At 42.1% G+C, this 17060-nt stretch carries 17 protein-coding genes and 1 tRNA gene; 8 read left to right on the top strand and 10 right to left on the bottom strand.

Annotated features, from left to right (window positions below; genetic code table 11):
• The first annotated feature begins 60 nt into the window (after positions 1-60).
• On the top strand, positions 61-1176 hold the full coding sequence (gene dprA / locus V7K45_RS10820) for a DNA-processing protein DprA (protein ID WP_335003364.1): 1116 nt from the start codon (positions 61-63) through the stop codon (positions 1174-1176).
• A 394-nt stretch (positions 1177-1570) separates the two neighbouring features.
• Here the strand turns inward: dprA and V7K45_RS10815 are convergent, their stop codons facing one another.
• From V7K45_RS10815 to V7K45_RS10790, 6 genes are all read right to left on the bottom strand, one after another.
• The gene (locus tag V7K45_RS10815) at positions 1571-2584 is read right to left on the bottom strand and encodes a DnaJ C-terminal domain-containing protein (protein ID WP_335003159.1); all 1014 of its coding nucleotides are present in this window, start codon (positions 2582-2584) and stop codon (positions 1571-1573) included.
• A gap of 114 nt (positions 2585-2698) precedes the next feature.
• Complete coding sequence (locus V7K45_RS10810; RefSeq protein WP_335003362.1) at positions 2699-3226, bottom strand: AAA family ATPase; 528 nt, start codon at positions 3224-3226, stop codon at positions 2699-2701.
• 158 nt (positions 3227-3384) lie between these two features.
• A complete protein-coding gene (locus tag V7K45_RS10805) occupies positions 3385-4674 on the bottom strand; it encodes a glucose-1-phosphate adenylyltransferase (protein ID WP_292809625.1) in 1290 nt (429 codons plus the stop codon).
• A 562-nt stretch (positions 4675-5236) separates the two neighbouring features.
• The gene (locus tag V7K45_RS10800; RefSeq protein ID WP_335003157.1) at positions 5237-5569 is read right to left on the bottom strand and encodes a hypothetical protein; all 333 of its coding nucleotides are present in this window, start codon (positions 5567-5569) and stop codon (positions 5237-5239) included.
• A gap of 70 nt (positions 5570-5639) precedes the next feature.
• Positions 5640-7328: a WD40 repeat domain-containing protein gene (locus tag V7K45_RS10795; protein ID WP_335003155.1), complete on the bottom strand. Its 1689-nt coding sequence runs from the start codon at positions 7326-7328 to the stop codon at positions 5640-5642.
• A gap of 2 nt (positions 7329-7330) precedes the next feature.
• A complete protein-coding gene (locus V7K45_RS10790) occupies positions 7331-8476 on the bottom strand; it encodes a caspase family protein (RefSeq protein WP_335003153.1) in 1146 nt (381 codons plus the stop codon).
• Positions 8477-8622: 146 nt separating this feature from the next.
• Between V7K45_RS10790 and V7K45_RS10785 the strand changes: the two genes are divergently transcribed.
• On the top strand, positions 8623-8994 hold the full coding sequence (locus tag V7K45_RS10785; RefSeq protein WP_335003151.1) for a CU044_2847 family protein: 372 nt from the start codon (positions 8623-8625) through the stop codon (positions 8992-8994).
• Positions 8995-9037: 43 nt separating this feature from the next.
• Here the strand turns inward: V7K45_RS10785 and V7K45_RS10780 are convergent, their stop codons facing one another.
• Positions 9038-9337 carry a hypothetical protein gene (locus V7K45_RS10780; protein ID WP_335003360.1) on the bottom strand — a complete coding sequence of 100 codons (300 nt, stop codon included), beginning with the start codon at positions 9335-9337 and terminating at the stop codon, positions 9038-9040.
• Positions 9338-9450: 113 nt separating this feature from the next.
• Positions 9451-11178 (bottom strand): S8 family peptidase, encoded by a 1728-nt coding sequence (locus V7K45_RS10775; RefSeq protein ID WP_335003149.1) that lies wholly within the window; start codon positions 11176-11178, stop codon positions 9451-9453.
• Between the two features lie 641 nt (positions 11179-11819).
• Between V7K45_RS10775 and V7K45_RS10770 the strand changes: the two genes are divergently transcribed.
• Positions 11820-13286 (top strand): glycoside hydrolase family 13 protein, encoded by a 1467-nt coding sequence (locus V7K45_RS10770; RefSeq protein ID WP_335003147.1) that lies wholly within the window; start codon positions 11820-11822, stop codon positions 13284-13286.
• Between the two features lie 178 nt (positions 13287-13464).
• On the opposite strand, the gene V7K45_RS10765 is transcribed toward V7K45_RS10770, so the two are convergent.
• Positions 13465-13884 (bottom strand): fasciclin domain-containing protein, encoded by a 420-nt coding sequence (locus tag V7K45_RS10765; RefSeq protein ID WP_335003145.1) that lies wholly within the window; start codon positions 13882-13884, stop codon positions 13465-13467.
• Between the two features lie 150 nt (positions 13885-14034).
• Here V7K45_RS10765 and V7K45_RS10760 point away from each other — a divergent pair, with 150 nt between their 5' ends.
• From V7K45_RS10760 to V7K45_RS10740, 5 genes are all read left to right on the top strand, one after another.
• Positions 14035-14271, top strand: a complete 237-nt coding sequence (locus tag V7K45_RS10760; RefSeq protein ID WP_094351515.1) for a DNA-directed RNA polymerase subunit omega — start codon at positions 14035-14037, stop codon at positions 14269-14271.
• Positions 14272-14353: 82 nt separating this feature from the next.
• Positions 14354-15001 carry a hypothetical protein gene (locus V7K45_RS10755; protein ID WP_335003143.1) on the top strand — a complete coding sequence of 216 codons (648 nt, stop codon included), beginning with the start codon at positions 14354-14356 and terminating at the stop codon, positions 14999-15001.
• A gap of 62 nt (positions 15002-15063) precedes the next feature.
• Positions 15064-15429, top strand: coding sequence for a DUF1818 family protein (locus V7K45_RS10750; protein WP_335003141.1), 366 nt, complete (start codon positions 15064-15066; stop codon positions 15427-15429).
• A 50-nt stretch (positions 15430-15479) separates the two neighbouring features.
• Positions 15480-15553, top strand: a tRNA-Pro gene (locus V7K45_RS10745).
• Positions 15554-15860: 307 nt separating this feature from the next.
• Positions 15861-16211, top strand: coding sequence for a histidine triad nucleotide-binding protein (locus tag V7K45_RS10740; protein WP_335003139.1), 351 nt, complete (start codon positions 15861-15863; stop codon positions 16209-16211).
• Between the two features lie 110 nt (positions 16212-16321).
• On the opposite strand, the gene V7K45_RS10735 is transcribed toward V7K45_RS10740, so the two are convergent.
• The gene (locus tag V7K45_RS10735; RefSeq protein ID WP_335003137.1) at positions 16322-17002 is read right to left on the bottom strand and encodes a RibD family protein; all 681 of its coding nucleotides are present in this window, start codon (positions 17000-17002) and stop codon (positions 16322-16324) included.
• Positions 17003-17060: the final 58 nt, after the last annotated feature.

Raw genomic sequence — 17060 nt, 5'->3', positions numbered from 1 at the left:
CTCCATCAACAGCCAACCCTAATTTGGGAATACTCAATCCAGTGGCGTGAGGATAGAACGGTGGTAGAAGAAGGCGCATATTGGCTAGCTTGGGCACAAATTTCCGGAATTGGGCCAGTATTACTGCGACGGCTGCAACAGCATTTTGGCACGCTGGCAACAGCTTGGAACGCTACTAAGGTACAGTTAGGAGAAGTAGAGGGTTTTGGTTTTCAGACATTAGAAAAAGTAGTACAACAGCGATCGCGTTTGCACCCAGAACAACTATTCACCCAGCACCAGCAGGAAAACTCTCATTTCTGGACGCCAGCAGATGCAGATTATCCCCGTTTACTGCTAGAAACTCCGAGTCCACCGCCAATTTTGTACTATCGCGGTGAAGTCGAACTCCAAGAAAATCTCGGACAAAAACCAATGGTTGGGATTGTCGGAACCCGCCAACCCTCAGAATATGGTATCCGTTGGACTCGCCAAATTAGTACAGCTTTGGCTAAAAATGGTTTTACAGTCGTTTCTGGTATGGCAGAGGGAATTGACACCGAAAGCCACATCGCCGCTATGAAAGCAGGTGGACGCACGATCGCAGTTTTGGGAACTGGCGTAGATGTCATTTATCCGCATAAAAATCGGGATTTGTACAAGCAAATTTTGACGGCTGGGTTAGTCGTCAGTGAGTACCCCACAAAAACCCCACCCGATCGGACTCATTTTCCCCGTCGCAACCGCATTATTGCGGGTTTAAGCCGCGCCATCCTGGTAATGGAAGCGCCATTAAAATCCGGTGCGTTAATTACTGCTACCTATGCAAATGAATTCGGTAGAGATGTCTATGCATTACCTGGAAGACTTGACGATTATCCATCCCAAGGATGCTTAAAGTTACTGAGTCAGGGAGCTTCCTTCATTCTTAAGGAATTAGACGAACTGTTAACAATGCTAGGAGCAATACCACAAATTGATGCAATTGAAGCTTCTACAGCACCAGAACAGTTAATGCCAACTTTATCGCCAGAATTGCAAACAGTAATGGATGCGATGGCAAGTGATGCTTTACCCTTCGATCTTATTGTCCAACAAACTGGCATGGCTGCTGGCTCAGTTTCCAGTGCTTTGTTACAGTTGGAACTTATGGGTTTTATTTCGCAACTACCAGGTATGCGGTATCAAAAAAATTAAAAATTAAAAGATAACAACATTATTTAGATTTATTTTTCGTAATTTAATCATCAGATTTATGGCAATTACTTGTTTGGGCGATCGCAAAAAAATCCCTTAATTCTTATTATTTGTCATTACCCACATCTTTTTATCTTTAGCTTAGTTGCTATTGTGCCTCGAAATACAATTCCAAGGCTAATAGTTCAAGTTCTCTTAACTGGACTAAACAACAATTCATCTCAAGTTCGGTTAAGCACTTATCCAAACATGATTTAAGTCCACTTGAGTGAACAGTAGCTCAAAGCCGCAGAACTTAAGTTCTAGATAGGATGTGGTTTAGCATAATACTTTGACTGTCACCAAAATGTGAGTAATGACGAGATTTCAATTATAGGGATTCTCTTTTTGCTGATTAAAGCCTAAATTTGTTCAAATGACTACGGGGATTATAAGTACGTATAGCCCGGATTTTTTCATAATATTCCCGCTCTTGTTGGCTGAGGTCTTTTGGTGGAACGATCGCCACTTTCACCAACTGATCGCCGCGTCCACCTTTGGGGAGAGGCCAACCTTTGCCACGTAAACGTAGAGATTGACCAGAACGCACTCCTGCTGGTAGTTTGACATTCACCGAACCATCGGGAGTGGGTACATCAATAGACGCTCCTAGAGTCGCTTCATCTGGTGTGATTGGCACTTCGCATACCAAGTTATCGCCTTCCATTTGGAAGAAGGTGTGTGGCTGAAGTTCGACTTTTAAGTATAAATCTCCCCGTTGTTGAGTCATGGGGTTAATTTGACCTTTGCCCCGCACCCGTAGGCGAGTACCAGTTTTAGCCCCAGATGGAATGTTGACATCTATTGTTTCATTACCTAAACTGAAGCGCTTTTTAACACCATTAAATGCTTCAGCAAAAGTTAGAGCGATCGCAGCTTCACTATCCTGGGTACTACCTACACCTCCATCTTGAAACCCAAAATCATTAAAGCTGCTGCTAAAATGAGTTGAGGTACCCGGAGAAGTGCGGTAAGAGTGACTTCTTGCGTGACTTTGGCGCGCCCCACCACGAGGAGGAGGACCACCAAAGCGTCCTAGCAACTCATTAATGAACTCATCAAAATTGCCGTATTGACTGAAGTCAAAGTTACCCATATCGGGAGCAGCACCACCAGATGGGAAACCTTCACCAGCTTGTTTCCAATATTGACCGAATTGGTCGTACTTTTTGCGTTTATCTGGATCTGATACAACTTCGTAGGCTTCGCTAACTTCTTTGAAGCGTGCCTCTGCCTGTTTGTTGTTTGGGTTGACATCAGGATGGTATTTGCGGGCTAGTTTGCGAAAGGCTTGTTTAATTTCCTCTGAACTGGCAGTCTTACTGACTCCCAAAATAGCGTAATAGTCCTTGAAGTCGGTTGCAGCCATCTACCAGCCTCCTATAGAAATTCCCGTTATGTTTTAGAAGAGAGATGTTTAATTTGCCTGGTATAGTGCCAAACAAAAAGAATATGATTTCAAATTAACAAAAAATATAGAAAATCAAGTGTGGTTCTCGCTCACCAAGGAATCGCAATTCCCGTACTCCAATTTTTCTGATAAGCGGTTGAGGCTGTCTAATCCTTCTTCCCGACTTGGGGGAGCATCGCGGAGTTGACGGTGCATCCGCAAAATAATTTCTTCTGGAACTTGGCGCGATCGCCTTTTATTCCGTGCCAAACACAGCCAAACTGGTGTATCCACCCAAATTCCCCTAATGTGGGTAAAGCCCAAGTTACGGGCTAAAGCAATGACTTCACGACGATGGCGACGCTGGGCATTGGTGGCATCAAAAATAGCTGTATTAGTTGTGGAAATAGCTTGTTGAAATTGCCGCTCAATTTCGCGCCAAATCAGTAGCCACGGCCCTTGAACGGCTTGGGAACCGAACAATTGCCCCCGAATGGCATCTGTAGAAATTAGCGCCATTTGGGGGGATGCTGTCAGTAGTTGTTTTGCCAAAGTTGACTTCCCGCTTCCTGGAAGACCAATCAGCAAAATTAGTGCTGTGAGCGGTAGCGGGGCGTTCAGCCCGTACTGAGTGCTGTGAGCGGTAGCGGGGCGTTCAGCCCGTGCTGAGTAGGAAGTTAAGAGTGAGGAGTTAGAAGTTAGGAATGAAGAGTGATTAGAATTTTTATTCATAACTCATAACTCATAACTCATAACTCAGCACTCACAACTCAGCACTATTAAATGATCGTTCCATCAGGAATTACAGCATTTTTCATCACGACAACGATGCCACTACGAATGTAGAAACCTTGACTTTCTCGGTCAGCTTCTTGCACGTTATCTTTATTGATAATTTTGACATCGTGACCGATACTAGCGTTTTTATCAATGATGGCACCGCGAATAATCGAGTCAGTACCAATACCTACAGGTATATCACCTTTTTCTACGTTGCATTGGCGTTCTACAGAAGCTTGGTAAAAATCTGCACCCATGAGTAGGGACTCTTCGATGACACAACCAGATTCAATTCGCGATCGCACTCCTAAAACTGAATGTTGAATGCGGCAATTTTTCAAAATGCAACCTTCACCGATAATTGATTCTGTGACTTGGCAATCTAATAGTTTACTCGGAGGCAAGTACCGAGCGCGGGTATAAATTGGTGCTTTTTCATCGTAGAAACTAAAAGGTGGCTGGGGCTGCTGAGTCAGCGCTAAATTGGCATGATAAAATGCTTCGATTGTTCCAATATCTTCCCAGTAATCATCAAAAAGGTAAGCTTGAACGTTGTAATCTTTAGAGGCATCTGGAATAATTTCTTTACCGAAATCAGTCCTTTCTATACCTTCTCTCAACAACTTGAACAAAACATCTTTTTTAAAGACATAAATCCCCATTGAGGCGATGTAAGGCTGTTGCTTGGCTTGTTCTTTTGATAATCCCAGTACGCTTGTATCAACTTGCATTTGGGTTAACGCTTCGCCTTTAGGTTTTTCGCTAAAATCAATTACCCTACCAGAGTCATCGATTTTCATCAAACCAAAATCTGAGGCGCGGCGCTCATCGATGGGGATAACTGAGAGAGTAATATCAGCCCCCGTTTCCCTATGGCGCTGGATAAAGTGGCGATAATCCATCCGGTAAAGGTGATCGCCTGAGAGAATTAGATATTCTTCTACATCCCATTCTTCCATTAACCATAAGTACTGACGTACAGCATCGGCTGTACCTTGGAACCAGTTGGGATTTTCTGGTGTTTGTTGTGCAGCTAGCACTTCCACAAAGCCTTCATTGAAGCCAGTAAAGTTGTAGGTACGGGCGATGTGACGATTCAGGGAAGCTGAGTTGAATTGTGTCAGGACGTAGATTTTGAATATTTCGGAATTGATACAGTTACTGACAGGGATATCGATTAGGCGATACTTCCCTGCTACTGGTACTGCTGGTTTAGCGCGTAGTTTGGTTAGTGGGTAAAGCCGAGTACCCGCGCCACCACCAAGGATGATTGATAATACTTTTTTCACAAAATTTCTCCCGACTGCCTTTCAACTCTCACTCTCAGTTTAGGACTGTCTGCCACTACAGGTAAGGGGGATCGTCTGATTCTTTGGGATGAATTTTACAAAATGCTACTGGTGATAGATAGTGGGGCTGATAAGGAGAAAATATAGAACATTTGTATTAATTGGTGTCAAGAATGGGGTGCGATCGCTAGACTATCCTCAGGCTGAGAGACATAACTAAATTTCAGGTTATGCTCAAAAAATGCAACTTTCAAGACATCTGCTAATAACCCATTTGCTAATTACGGATTCAGGCGATCGCTTAGAGTTAGTTGAAAGGATGTTTTAAAAGTTGCTAATGATGTATCAAAGACTTTTAGATCCTCCTAAATTACTCTAAAAAGGGAAACTTTGATTCTGTTTCCCTCCTTTTTAAAGGGGATCAATAAAGTGGCTAAAATCATAGCTAAATACTTTTAAAACATCCTCTAGGCAATAAAATTTCGTCAAAAAAAAAGTATGAGAAGAGTTTACTGAATCAGACAATTGATATTTATGCTGTGGTTAATCCCTTTCATTTTATTTATGGTTTTGAAGGGGGGCCAGGGTTAGTAGGTCCATGTTCTTGAGCAGCTTGTGCTGTATAAATCTGATTGGTTTTCTGGATATTAATTCTATCATCTAGTACCAGATAAGGGTTATTAGTTTCGTCTTCTTCAGGTGGATTGGACACAGATGCAGACATAATAGATTTATGTTCTTCGGCTTCTATCAAGTGTAGCAACTGTGGATCTTCAGGGTGACTAGGGTGATTGGGTGCATGGTCTCCTTCAGAGCCTTGGGAGTTGGTCTTATTTCTTCCAGGATTCTCACTTTCAGGGTGGATGGGTTTGGAATTAGCTTCTAAGTTTTCCATCTTTTAAATCCTTATATTTCTCATCACCATTATACAGCTAAATTATGTATTTTTTAATATTAATGATTAGTTATTTTTTAGCTGTTTTACAAATATTACGAATATCAAGATATTTTTTGCGTGCTTGAGCATTATTGTTTAAATAGTCTGATAGCCAACTACAGCTTTTTTTTAATAAATTAGCAGTATTTGTCTGGAATGTATTATCAGAATGAGCATCTAAACTCCATATCCTTATAGTTTGATCGCGACTAACAGTAACAATCCATTTACTATCCTTACTAAAGCTCAAATCAATGATTCTATCTTTGTGTCTTCCTATAAAATATTGTTGAGTCATTTGAGCATCTTTCCATAGTTGTATATTTCCGTCAATATTAGTAGCAGCAATCGTTGTATAGTCTGGGCTAAACTTGACTTTGTAAGGATTATTAGCATCTATATTTTTTATATCTGACCACGTTTTTTTGTCATTTTGCCTTTGCCATATTCTAACCGTATTATCGTAACTAGAGGAAATAATAGTATCGTTATTAAGACCAAAAGCTGCATAACTTACTGATGCAGTATGTCCTCGTAAAGTAGAAACAAGAGTACCATCTTTGCTGAATATTCTAATTTTTCCATCATCGGAAGCAGTAACAATGTTTTCACCACTATTATTATGACTAAATTCTGCACTCCAAATTCTATCTTTGCCATTTCCTAGGATGGTTTTATAAGGTTTTTGTATAATTTTTGATGAATTATATTCCCATAACCTTACAGTGCCATCTTCCGTAGTAGAAATTATTTTATTATCAGGACTAAAATTGACAAAATAGATATTTTTATCTTCTCTAAGATAATCGAGGAAAGTACCATCTTTCTTCCAGAGTTTAACTTTTTTATCATCACCACCAGACACTATATACTTACCGTCAGGACTAAAATTCACACTCCAGACAGCAGCATCATGTTTCATAGGTGCAGGGGTTTTAACTGGAGTACCATCTAGTTTCCAAAGTCTCACAGTTTTATCTTTACTGCCAGAAACGATAAGTGGCTCTCTAGGACTGACACTTACACTGGTGACAGAATCTAGATGTCCCTCTAAACGATTACGCTCCTGTACCCCATCAATTACTGATTTGAGTCGCTTGAGTGTGTCAGCGCTATCTATGCCGAAATCTTGGAATTGCTTAAGTGATTGTATACTTGCTATCATCGCCTCAAGCTGATTCCCTGTTTGCAAAAGTAGCTCAGGTGATGTAATTAATGCTCCAGAAACGAACTTATCCTTCAGGCTATTCTTTATGCTAAGTTTCCATGCAAAAAATCCCAATCCCCCACATAAGGCTATAAGTATTGCAGAAGCGATCGCAAATCTAGTTCTTTGTAATTCAGCTTTGGCTTTGGCTTCTGCTTCTCGTTGAAGTTTTTTTGCTTGCTCTAATTCTGTTTGAATTTCTCTATCGCGTCTCTCCAAACTCTTATGTAAAAATTCTGCTTCTAATGGCGTAAGTCTTGGCTGAGTCTTATTCACCCACTCAGAAATTACGGCCAAGTTTGCACCTGCCAACAGTGCATCATCCGATTTATCAAACCTTTGTTGCCATTCCTGACAATCTTGCTCTAAAGAGCGACTGAGACGAATATTTTCTAGATTTTCAGCAATCCAAGTATTTAATAATTTCCATTCAGATAAAAGTGCTTCATGAGCAACTTCAATCGTATTTTCATCAGTAATAATTAAACGTTGTTGAGAACCTGCCAGCAATCCTACAACCCGTTGCAGTTGTTGTGGGGAATCTGAAATAGATGCGGTTTATTTTGCTGCTGTTGTCGAGTCAAAATATCAACTAGTTTACCTAAAGGATGTTCTCCTGGTGTAAAAGATGTGATCGCCCATTCACTGCTTCCAGGAAGGCGATCGCCTTTCAGTTGCGGTAACAAACCCGCTTTGACTAAAGAAGATTTACCACTACCTGAATAGCCAATTAAAGCCAAAAATCGACTCTCTGCTAAACGCGAAATTAGGGTGCGAACTGCTTCGTCTCGTCCACAAAAATACTGCGCTTGCTCTGATTCAAAGGCATAAAGTCCCCGATAAGGATTTTCCTGATTGAAAGCAACTTTTTCGCCTGTGGGAATATCTAATTGGGGATAAGTAACCAGAGTAATGGAACGTCCCCAACCCATCCGAATCGGCTCCTGTACCGAGCCTTTAAGTTCATTGCTGACAAAATCAAACAAGCGATCGCCACTAATTCGCCTACTACTACCTACATTTTCTATTGCCAATCCCTTAACAACTGCACCTGTGAAAATACTATATTCTTCACTCTTAATTACTCCGGCGCGTTCAAAGCCACGACAAGCTGTAATTAAGTAATAATCTTTTTGCGAACTAAAAGCGTTAAGAGTTCTTTCTATTAACTGTCTTTCTAGAAAATAGCCGCTATGACAGCAATCGAGTAGCATCACTAAACTACTCAATTGCGAATCTCGAATTAAGTCGTTAAGGCTATCCAGAGGAATACCATATTTTTGTTCAACATTTTCATTGTCCTTAAATTCAATCTGACAATCGGAACTTGCCAAATATCCTTTTTGTTGTCCCAAATTATCGGAAATGGTAAAACCATGTCCGCTAAAATAAATTAGCGCTTCATTATTAGCAGCTTGCTCTAGTAAAAAATTTCTCAAATCTTGGCCAAGTTGAGCGCCAGTAACTTTTTGCGTTGCCATTTCATAGCCGTTTTTATCTTTGTTCCAGCGCTGTGGTAGTCTTTGTACAGACTGGAAATCACCATATTGTTCTAGAAGTTGCGCGATCGCCTCAGCATCATTTGTAGTCTTCGACAAACGCGGTAATGATGGGCTGACATACTCGGCGATGCCAATAACAAGCGCATATCGTGCCATTTAACACACCTTGGGTTGGTAAATGCGAGATAATTTTGACAGACACAATGATGGCTGTGTTGCTAATAACAACACCATCTGTTATTTTTCCGCAAGTAAACTGAAATTTATTCAGATACGTTACAAAACTTTAACCGAGGTAGCTTATGTCAGAAGTACAACAACTCTTTTTCCAAGCAGACGGGGAGATTGAGCAGATTGAGATTAACGTCATAGCCACCGAAATAACTTCGGAAATTGAGGAAGAGGATGATGGCATAGAATACAAGGATGTACGAACAGATGCGATCGCTCGGATGCAACAAGCTCGGCAAATGATTCGATCTTATACTATCTATGCTCTTAGTGCTTTTAAAGACTTCAATACTGCTGAGATTGAAGAGGTAAGTCTTAAATTTGGTATTAAGCTGGGTGGGAAGGCCGGCATTCCTTACATTACCGAAGGCTCTGCTGAAAGTAATCTGGAAATTCAAGTGAAGTGTAAGTTTCCAGAAAAACCAAAACCTGATTCACAGTAACAGCAAAAAATTATCTGTACAGTGCAAGGGTAGGTAATGCCTACTAAACGCCCAACTTTGGTGTATTTATTCTCCTATTAACCAAATGTAATTGCTGCGATCGCTTCAAATACTTCACCCAAGGTTGCTCTGATAACTGGGAAATGGCATTTGGTGAAAGTGTTGCTGTGAAAATATCTTTGCCACTGCTAACACCACTGACACCAAAGCTTTCTAAAACAGCAGTTGCAGCAGAGTTTAAAATTGGTTCAGTATGGATAAAAACTGCCAAACTAGTTTCTTCTGAATTTTGAACATCATTTAGCGCTGTAGCAAGAGCGGCATCTAGTTTCTGATAATTCATCAGCAATTCCTTGGTAAATAGGGTAGACATTTCTGCCTACCCTAAGCTATCAAATTTATAGGTTGTTGTTACCTACCCTTGTACAGAAATAATATCCGCCTTTTTCAGTCTAATTACAGATTCAAAGCGTTAATTACTCCATAACCCCATTTATCATCAAATATGCCTGCGGGTTTGCCGGGAATTGCACTATTTTTACGTAATAAGTCTTTCACAGCAGCCGGATCGAGTTTAGGATCTCGCTGCAACAGCAGTGCTACTAACCCACTTATAAACGGTGTCGCCATGCTCGTACCAGCCTGAACCACAAACTTGGAATTAATCATCGATGAGCGGTCAAAATTTGCATCGGCGGAAAGTGTGGAAACAATCATCGCTCCTGGTGCTGCTACATCGGGTTTCTGTCCATCATTGCGTAGAGGCCCTTCACTACTAAATTCCGAAATAGTATCCAATTCTAAGCCCATTTCTCGCACTTGGCCATCAATATCTATGTACTTAGTTTTAGTAGTATAGGCGGCAACTGTAATTGCACTGCTAGCGGCTCCCGGCGAACCAATTTTTAACGCATCTTTCACACTTTTACCTGTAAAAAAGACTGATGAACTATCATCTAGTGTCCACACATTTAAACATGTGTCAGTTGAAGAAGTGTTGCGGACTCGCAGCTGCCAAATACCTCCCATGACTGGCGAGGGGTCAATACCGCGTATTTGCACAAAGAAATTATGGTCGCCGTTGGCTTGATCTGGTGCTGGTGTCGCTAATTGCACCCGTGCATCTGGTAATTGGTAATCTTGGGCGGCATTACCCTGAGTAATGATTTTTTGGAAGGGAGTGACAAAACCGTTAGGACTCCGCACAGATACTTCTAATTCGCTATCTTTGGAATACCAAGCATTTAACCAAACTATGCCTACTTGATTCAAAGGAACATTAAAGCGCATACCACGAGTGCGTCCACTGGGTATGGTCGCTTGTCCATGAATGTTATCGTTTCCTTCGTTACCCGCTGCACAGCAAACAATTCTTCCAGGGCCAGTTTCGGCATCGATAACTTTGGATAAGGAGTCGCTACCATCATGAGCATCAGCGTGTCCGCCCAAGCTGAGATTTACCACTGCTGGGCGTCCCAACTCCCTAGCAACTCGGAAAATATAACGCACACCATCTGCAATGTGGGCATCCTGTAAATCTGACCTGACGACAACTAATTCTGCTTCTGGTGCGACACCGCCATAACTAGCATCAGCACCAGCGGCAATGCCAGCAACGTGAGTACCATGACCGCCAGTATCTTGAGAAACTGTCAGTTGCGCTCCCGTAAATTCAGCCCCATAGCCGCCCTCTGTGACTCCTGGCCCTGGCAGTGTTTGATCCCAAATGTGTAAAATTCGTCCAGCAAAGGCGGGGTGTTTCGGATCGATGCCACTGTCTATAATGCCGATGATTACTCCTTTTCCAGTCAGTCCGGTTTGATTCTTAAATTCCGGCAGTTTGACTGTGCCCATTGCAGTATCCATCCTCAAATGAAGTTTGCGTGATGGCTTAATCCGCCGAATCACATCTTCTTCAGATAAGACATCTAAACTATCTATTGGTAAGAATGCTGTCCGCACACTCCCAGAGTTTTGATTGACTTCAATATTATATTGTGATAGATAACTTAAGTCTGCATCAGGCTCGCAGTAGATAAAAACGACGCTCTTAGTGGGCTTAACCGGACTTTTGTGAGCAATGATGCCAAGCGATCGCTTATGTGTAACTAAAGCTCGATCTCCTTCATTTTGATAGTCTTGATAGGCCAAAAGTAGTCCAGGAGAAAGTTTTTCGTGTCTCATTTTTACCTTAAATTAAATTGAGTTGCTGTCAACAAAGTAGTGATTCTAGCAGGTAAGTCGCTCTAGGATTAACGCAGACTATGTAGCTTTTTAGCTTCGATTATTTGATGCGACTATAGTTATCTATTTATTTTATAGATAACATCAAATAAGCTTAGGAGGTAGGAGTTATTCCTAAGACAATTGCTAATTCATAACTCATATTCTGAAATTACGTCTCCCTCATAGTAATTTTCTGTGGTTCCTGAGATATCTTCAATCGGTTGCATCTAAGAATTACCTAAATCTGAGGTAACAGGTAATTTTTATGAAGCTATTAAACTAATCCATTGTCTGCCGAAATAATTACGGACAAAGCGAAGAAAAGGAAATTAAGAATAATTAAGTAATAAATAAAATTATTAAAGAATAATTGAAGACTCAGAATGCAATCAGTGACGAGTCTGTGTAGATGAACTGTTAAAAACTAAAACAAATTGTAGGCAAAATAGTTAAGACTGATAACATTTGCGTATAAAACAGCATGAAAAAGGCTAAATCACTAATGAATACTGAGAAATGACAGATTCTCTATCATAAGTAAGAGCCATAAAGAAGCTAATATTTGCAACGATCGCTTCTAAACATACAAAAAGTTATTCATGCAAATTCAAACACCAGACTGGGTGAAGCACGCTGTTTTCTACCAAATTTTCCCAGATCGTTTTGCCAGAAGCAAGCAGCCGCGCAAACGGTTATTGCAGGAAGCCCGTTGGGAAGATTGGGACTCTATGCCAACCCTGCAAGGCTATAAAGGTGGCGATTTATGGGGCATTATGGAGGGTTTAGATTACATCCAGAATTTAGGGATTAACGCGATTTATTTCACACCCATTTTTCAATCCGCCAGCAATCACCGCTATCATACCCACGATTATTACCAAGTTGACCCGATGTTAGGGGGCAACGAAGCTTTTAAGGAATTGCTCGATGCAGCCCATCAACGGAATATCAAAGTCGTTCTGGATGGGGTATTTAACCATTCCAGCCGGGGCTTTTTCTTTTTCCACGACGTTTTAGAAAATGGCCCCCATTCACCTTGGGTAAATTGGTTCAAAATAGAAGGCTGGCCCCTTTCACCATATAATGGGGAATTTCCTGCCAACTACGTGGGTTGGGCGGGAAATCGGGCTTTACCAGAATTTAACCACGACAATCCAGAAGTACGAGAATACATTATGGAAATTGCCGAATATTGGATTAAATTCGGCATCGACGGTTGGCGATTGGATGTACCATTTGAAATCAAAACTCCTGGTTTTTGGCAGGAATTTCGCGATCGCGTCAAAGCCATCAATCCCGAAGCTTACATTGTGGGCGAAGTGTGGGGAGATTCCCGCGAGTGGTTGGATGGGACGCAATTTGACGGCGTGATGAATTATCTATTTGCCGGGCCGACAATTGCCTTTGCAGCAGGCGATCGCGTAGTCTTAGAACAAGTTCAAAGCCGCGACTATCAACCTTATCCACCCTTATTTGCTGCCGAGTACGGCACCAAAATCCAAGAAGTACTGCAACTTTACCCTTGGGAAATTCAGCTAACTCAACTCAATTTGCTCGCAAGTCACGATACAGCCCGATTGATGACCATTGCAGGCGGCGATATAGCCAGTATAGAATTGTCAACTCTACTGCTACTCACCTTTCCCGGCGCCCCCAGCATCTACTATGGTGATGAAGTTGGTTTACCTGGTGCTATAGATCCCGACTCACGTCGTGGTTTTCCTTTAGAGAATAACTGGAATCAAGAAATTTTTAATACTCACCGCCAATTAATTGCCCTCCGCCACACTTACCCAGCTTTGCGTACAGGTGATTATCAAGTTCTCTTTGCTCAAGGACAACTTTATATCTTTGCGCGAACTTTGGGGACAGAAGAATTAATAATTGCCCTCAACGCTGGCACAAGTTTGGCAACAGCGAATGCAGATATCGCTACTTTGCATACTCAACCCAACAAACTTTTATATGGCACTGCTGAAGTTGAGTGGAATAGTGAAGGAGAAACTCAGCAGTTGTCATTGACTATTCCCGCACGCAGTGGGTGCATTCTGGGGACTGGGGGCTGAGGGGAAGCAGGGGGAGCAATACTGCTCGGTTAAAGGGAAAAGGGTAAGGGGAAAAGGATTGGAAGGCTCGATATATAAGGTTTTTTCCCCTTTAACAAGAGTCCCTTTTCCCCAAAACCCGACAAGTCTTGAGTAGGAGAGAAGTTGCAATCAGTTTTTCCCCTCTGCCCCTCTGCCCTTATTTCCCTGCCACCATTGCAGGCATTAACACTGCATCAATAACATGGATCACGCCATTGTCTGCCAGAATATCTGTTTTGAGGACATTGGCGTTATTTACCTTAAATTTACCGTCGGCAGATTCAATGGCTACAATTGACCCTTCAAGCGTCTCTGCCTCGTTAATCTGTAACAAATCATCAGACCTAACATCCCCACTAGCGATATGATACGCCACAATTTTCTGGAGCTTGGGGATATCTTGTAGTAGCGAGTCTAAAGTTCCCTCTGGCAGATTGGCAAAAGCTTCGTCAGTTGGTGCAAAGAGCGTGAAAGAACCAGGGCTTTTCAAAGTTTCGATGAAATTTACAGCTTTAGCAGCCTTTATTAGGGTATTGAAATTACCCGCTGCGATCGCAGTTTCCACAAGGTCAGCCATGAGGGTGCGTTATTTAATACTACAAGTTACTTATAAAGTGACTAAAATATCTTAGCCTCTATCAATAGAGAGGTTGCTGGCGATTTAACAGACAGCAGTAGACTGATTTAGTACTGTTACACTGGAGAATGACCCTAAGAACCACTGATTATGCTAAAGCGTTCTAAGTTCGAGACAACTCAATCTCAAATTATGCACCGTGCTGAGGATCTGATTAGTGCAGCCTCAAATCGATACCGCATTACGGTTCAGGTAGCAAATCGTGCTAAACGTCGGCGTTACGAAGACTTTGAAAGTAACGAAGATGCGATGATGAAGCCAGTGCTAAGAGCAATAATCGAAATGTCCGATGAATTAACTCAACCAGAAATTATCGGCGAACTATAAGATTTAGTGCTGAGTGCTGAGTGCTGAATTCTGAATCAGGCAAATTCATCTTTTCACTCAGCAACGCCCAAAATATTGTTCTATGAAAAAGAAAAAATTTCTGTTTAAATCAATTTTCTCAAAACTCACAACTCAGTACAAGCGAAACGCCCTGCTCCCGCTAACACCACTACTGTTTACCTTAATACTAGTGAGTGTAATTGTTTTAGGTTCAGGAGCGGATAAATCAATACATAGAAATTTATTTAGTATCCAACCTGCTTCTGCTCAGAGAGTCACTCCTAGCGATGTTTGGCAGCTAGTTTATCAGCAATTGCCAGATTTCCCACGGGAAAATAAGTATATCAGCAAAGAAAATGGGAAAGTTGCCGAAACCAACACCTTAGCAAATCGCCTAATTAGATATCACATTTATACCAAAGGGCGGGCCCCCATTTATCGCTTAGATTGGAAGCTGACTTTAGCTGATTACCTGGGTGTAAATGAAATTATGTATGATACTACCTATCCAGGGAATGACTCACTACGGGAAAATCCGATAGAAGGCGATCGCAGAGCCATCAAGAGCCTCACCCGCAGCCAGCGAGATGCCCTAGTACAAGTCTTAGTCAATATATTTAATCCTACTTCCCAAAACACCGTACCCCCCAATTCCAACACCGCGCCTAGTCCAACTACATCAACTAGCCCACAGCCACCGCAACGAGGAGGTGCTGAACTACTAAAATGATAAAATTTCCTTTGCGCCCCTCTGCGTACCTCTGCGTACCTCTGCGTTTAAAAAACTAAACTATGGAACGCGTTGTCAAAACCGGATCGGGTTGGCGTATTGGCTGGAACCCCGATACATCTGAGTTTAAAGGTTTAGTTGGTACAGATGATTGGGCAATTGAGTTAACCGAAGCCGAGTTAAATGATTTTTGTCGTCTACTAGCACAGCTAGCAGACACCATGAAGCAACTTGCAACTGAATTGATGGAAGAGGAAAAAATTACTTGTGAAGCCGAAAGCGATTTATTATGGATGGAAGTAGAAGGCTATCCTAATGATTACAGTCTGCGCTTCATCTTGAATACAGGGCGATGTGTAGAAGGTAAATGGAATGCTTCTGCTGTTCCAAATTTACTACAAGCTAGTGGGATGCTTAAGGTTTTTTAAAATTGCCTCTTGATTATCCTACAGTTTTGCTATATGATAGGAATTCTGACCGGGGCGTAGCGCAGCTTGGTAGCGCGCCACTTTGGGGTAGTGGAGGTCGTGGGTTCGAATCCCGCCGCTCCGATTGATGATAAGCCATACCTGCTAGTCTTTTTAAAAGGTTAGCAGGTTTTTTCATAGCTTTTACCTGAAAAAACCGAACCGAACAGTAAATAGGGGTATACCCAATACTTTTCGGGTTTTGGGGGAAAGGGAAAAGGTTTGAATTTACCTTTACCCCTTACCCCTTAACCTTTCCCCAGATCAAAAAAGAGATTGTTGGGTTTATCCGAAAAGTATTGGGGGTATACCCGCACAATCAAATTTTGTCAGTGATAAGTAATTAGGCGGACTTAATATAAAATCTCTAGCAGATTAGTAGGTAAATTGGCATGAGTGAAAGTACAGAAACGATTTTCAGCAAAATCATTCGTCGGGAAATTCCCGCTGATATTGTTTATGAGGATAATTTAGCCCTAGCATTCAAAGACATCCATCCCCAAGCGCCCGTTCATATCCTCGTCATTCCCAAAAAACCCATTGCGACACTAGCTGAGGCTGAATCTGAAGATCATGCTGTGTTGGGGCATCTTTTGTTAACTGCTAAACGTGTTGCCGAAGAAGTTGGACTAAAAAATGGTTATCGAGTTGTGATCAATGCTGGTGATGACGGCGGTCAAACAGTCGATCACTTACATTTGCATATTTTGGGAGGACGGCAGTTGGATTGGCCCCCTGGTTGATGCGAGGCAGGAGGCAGAGGGGAAAAGCTTACTGCAACTTCTCCTCTGCTCCCCTGCTCCACTGCTTTTTAATATCAACGCTCATAGTGCTTAATTCTGGTAGCGCGTTTTCACTTGACTGTGCGGTAGTGTAAAAACAAATCACTTCCAACCTGACGAGTTTCTATGAGTTCTAGATGAGGAGCAGCATTGGGAAGAAAACCCTCTCCCTCCACTGGGCTAGGGGCGTGCTTTCCCCCAAAAATGATCGGCCAAATGGTCAACCACCAATCGTCAATTCGCCCTGCCTTAACTAGAGCAGCTGTTAAAGAGCCACCTCCCAAAGCAACGACTTTGTGAATACCCCGCTCTGCCATCAAGGTGTAGGCCCGATCCCAGTCCAGGTCTGTATCTCCCAAATCAATTAATTCAGCCAGTTTTTGCAAAGTTGTTGTATCAGAACTGCGCTCTAAAGCAGTGCGTGTGGTAAATATCCATCGCTCAATGTCCTGACTCAAAAAAGGCAAGTCCGGCGATAAGTCTAGGGAACCTGAAACAACACAAGTAATCGGCTGAGGAGACTGACCCCGAACCTCACGCGCTGCTAACAGTTCGCGATTGCGAATTGTAAAGGCTCCCCCCTCAGCCCGAATTGTCCCTGCTCCTACCAGCAAAAGATCGGCAAGGGAGGCTTGATATTCCAAGTGTGCTAGATCGACTACATCGGGTTCACGGGGCGCTTTCGGATCTACGGCACTAATTTTTCCATCGGCCGTCATGGCAAGAACTACGGTTGTTTGGATAGCTGACATGATTATTTTGTAACGATTCTTTATAATTTTACCTTTTTGAATCCTCTCCATACTTGAG

It is taken from the genome of Nostoc sp., assembly GCF_036917375.1.
GTDB lineage: Bacteria > Cyanobacteriota > Cyanobacteriia > Cyanobacteriales > Nostocaceae > Nostoc.
The sequence above is the reverse complement of the archived record's forward strand: the minus strand, read 5'-3'. Positions and strand labels throughout refer to the sequence as shown.